This window comes from Winslowiella iniecta (assembly GCF_001267535.1).
GTDB lineage: Bacteria > Pseudomonadota > Gammaproteobacteria > Enterobacterales > Enterobacteriaceae > Erwinia > Erwinia iniecta.
On sequence record NZ_JRXE01000030.1, the window covers coordinates 28,074 to 31,244 of the forward strand.

4 protein-coding genes are annotated in these 3,171 nt (G+C 54.6%); all 4 read left to right on the forward strand.

Going from position 1 to position 3,171, the window contains the following annotated elements; translation table 11 throughout:
* On the forward strand, nt 1-339 hold a 339-nt coding region (locus NG42_RS23635), incomplete at its 5' end, for a 5-deoxy-glucuronate isomerase (protein WP_052901978.1).
* A gap of 51 nt (nt 340-390) precedes the next feature.
* Nucleotides 391-1,152, forward strand: coding sequence for a 2-dehydro-3-deoxy-D-gluconate 5-dehydrogenase KduD (gene kduD, locus NG42_RS18395; RefSeq protein ID WP_052901913.1), 762 nt, complete (start codon nt 391-393; stop codon nt 1,150-1,152).
* Between the two features lie 174 nt (nt 1,153-1,326).
* On the forward strand, nt 1,327-1,917 hold the full coding sequence (locus NG42_RS18400) for a metal-dependent hydrolase (RefSeq protein ID WP_052901915.1): 591 nt from the start codon (nt 1,327-1,329) through the stop codon (nt 1,915-1,917).
* A gap of 172 nt (nt 1,918-2,089) precedes the next feature.
* A partial coding sequence (locus tag NG42_RS18405) for an L-cystine transporter (protein ID WP_052901980.1) occupies nt 2,090-3,171 on the forward strand: 1,082 nt, incomplete at its 3' end.

Here is a 3,171-nt window from a genome sequence, read left to right on the forward strand (position 1 = left end):
ATCGTCCCGGATGTGCTGCCCACCTGCCAGCTGACGATGGGGCTGACGCAACTGGAAGAAGGCAGCCTGTGGAATACCATGCCCTGCCACACCCATGAGCGCCGGATGGAAGTCTACTTCTACTTTGATATGGATGAGGAAACCGCGGTGTTCCATATGATGGGCCAGCCGCAGGAAACCCGTCATTTGCTGGTGCATAACGAGCAGGCAGTGATCTCTCCCAGCTGGTCGATTCATGCCGGTGTCGGCACCAAACGTTACACCTTTATCTGGGGCATGGTCGGTGAGAATCAGGTATTTGATGATATGGACCACGTCAAAGTAAGCGAATTGCGCTAAGCGCTAACCAGCAACGTTGCGGCCAGCGGGCCGAAGACAAAGAGAGCGAATATGATCCTTAATGCATTTAATCTGGAAGGTAAAGTGGCGCTGGTCACCGGCTGTAACACCGGTTTAGGTCAGGGAATGGCCGTCGGGCTGGCCGAAGCGGGCTGCGATATTATTGGCGTCAATCGCGCCGGTCCGGATGATACCCAGGCACGAGTGGAAGCCACCGGCCGCCGTTTTTACAGTATCGAAGCCGATCTGACCGACAGTTCCACTGTGCCACAGGTGGTGGAACAGGCCGTTGCGGCATTCGGCCGTATCGATATTCTGATTAATAATGCCGGTATTATTCGCCGCGCTGATGCACTGGAGTTTAGCGAGCAGGACTGGGACGATGTGATGAACATTAACAGCAAAACCCTGTTCTTCCTGTCGCAGTCGGTGGCGCGTCAGTTCATTAAGCAAGGTAATGGCGGAAAAATCATTAATATCGCCTCGATGCTCTCCTTCCAGGGCGGGATACGCGTTCCTTCCTATACTGCGTCGAAAAGTGCGGTGATGGGCTTAACCAAACTGATGGCCAATGAGTGGGCACCACATAATATTAATGTTAATGCGATTGCTCCCGGCTATATGGCGACCAATAACACCGAACAAATCCGTAACGATGAAGGACGCAGCCAGGAGATTCTGGGCCGTATTCCGGCCGCGCGTTGGGGTAAGCCAGAAGATATGATGGGGCCGGTAGTGTTTCTCGCCTCGTCGGCCTCCGACTATGTTAATGGCTATACGCTGGCCGTGGACGGAGGCTGGCTGGCTCGTTAACCGCCTTAATGCTCTACCGTTGGGCGGCAACCTTGTCGCCCGCGGAGAAACGGGTATCTGCGCCCGAGAAAAAAGGTGACAAAATTCACCTTTAGTTACAGCGTCACATATTTAATCTACTGGATATATCCCCTATACTGGATGCATTGACAGCTATGCAGCCAGGTTACCCCCATGACGGCCGAAGGCCATATTATTTTTGCCATCGCCAGTGCTATTTTTGCCAAACGCGCCGAGCTGACGCCGGTGCTGGCGAGCGCTGACTGGTGGCATATTATTCCGGCTGCGCTGCTGACCTGTCTGCTACCGGATATCGACCACCCGAAATCACTGCTCGGCCAGCGGCTGAAATGGATCTCTGTGCCGATCGCCCGCGCCTTCGGCCATCGCGGCTTTACCCACAGCCTGCTGGCGGTACTGAGCGGGCTGGCGCTGTTTCAAATCAATGTGCCTGCCGACTGGCCGGTGCCTGCCGACGTGTTGCAGGGTTTGGTGCTGGGCTATCTCAGCCATATTATTGCCGATATGCTGACGCCAGCCGGTGTGCCGCTGTTATGGCCGTGCCGCTGGCGCTTTCGATTTCCGCTGCTCAGAAGCCAGAAAGGCAACCAGCTTGAGCGCGTGCTCTGCCTGGCGCTGGTCGGCTATGCCATCTGGTTCTCACCGGAACAACCTTATTTTGGAGCCAATGGCTGGCCCGCACAGATGATTAATTCCGTGCAAAACGGCATCACCCGTATAGCAAATAAACAATTAGCACAATAATAATACAAATTAATATCTAAAAGTTATAGACCATTCCTTTTGGATATAATGCTGTCGCTTATACAACTGATAATATGCGCCGCTAATAAATCTTTTTGCGCGATATAAAATATCGCCTTTTTGGCAGACCGGATGACACCGTACCGGCACTGCCCTTCACCGGAGAAATGGGATGAATCTACCCCTGATTCTGAATATCGTGGTTTTTGTCGCGCTGATCGTGCTGCTGGCACGCACCGGCCGCACTAACTGGAGTCTGTCGAAAAAGGTACTCGCGGGCCTGGTGCTCGGCGTACTGTTTGGACTTGGCCTGCAACTGATCTACGGTGAAAACTCCGCCGTGGTGAAAGAGTCGATCGGCTGGTTCAATATCGTCGGCAATGGTTATGTACAGCTGCTGCAAATGATCGTCATGCCGCTGGTATTCGCCTCGATTCTCAGTGCGGTTGCCCGCCTGCATAATGCCTCATCACTGGGTAAAATCAGCGTACTGACCATTGGCGTCCTGCTGTTTACCACCGCCATTTCCGCGCTGGTTGGGGTGTTTGTCACCCAGCTGTTTGGCCTGACGGCGGAAGGTCTGGTGCAGGGTACCCAGGAAAGCGCGCGCCTCGCGGCCATTCAGAGCAACTATGTCGGTAAAGTGGCTGACTTAACCGTGCCACAGCTGCTGCTCTCCTTTGTACCGAAAAACCCGTTTGCCGATCTGACCGGTGCTAACCCCACCTCGATTATCAGCGTGGTGATTTTTGCTGCCTTCCTCGGCGTGGCGGCACTGCAACTGCTGAAAGACGACCAGGTCAAAGGCCAGCGTGTGCTGACCGCTATCGACACCCTGCAATCCTGGGTGATGAAGCTGGTACGTCAGATTATGAAACTGACACCCTACGGTGTACTGGCGCTGATGACCAAAGTGGTTGCCGGTTCTAACCTGCAGGACATTATTAAGCTGGGTGGCTTTGTGGTGGCCTCTTACCTCGGTCTGGCCATTATGTTTGCGGTGCACGCGCTGCTGCTGTCGGTTAACGGCATCAACCCGATGCGCTTCTTCCGTAAAGTCTGGCCGGTAATCACCTTTGCCTTTACCAGCCGCTCCAGCGCCGCCAGTATCCCGTTGAGTGTCGAAACGCAGACCCGCCGTCTGGGCGTGCCGGAGTCAATTGCCAGCTTCTCCGCCTCTTTCGGTGCCACTATTGGTCAGAACGGCTGTGCCGGTCTCTACCCGACCATGCTGGCGGTGATGGTTGCGCCAAC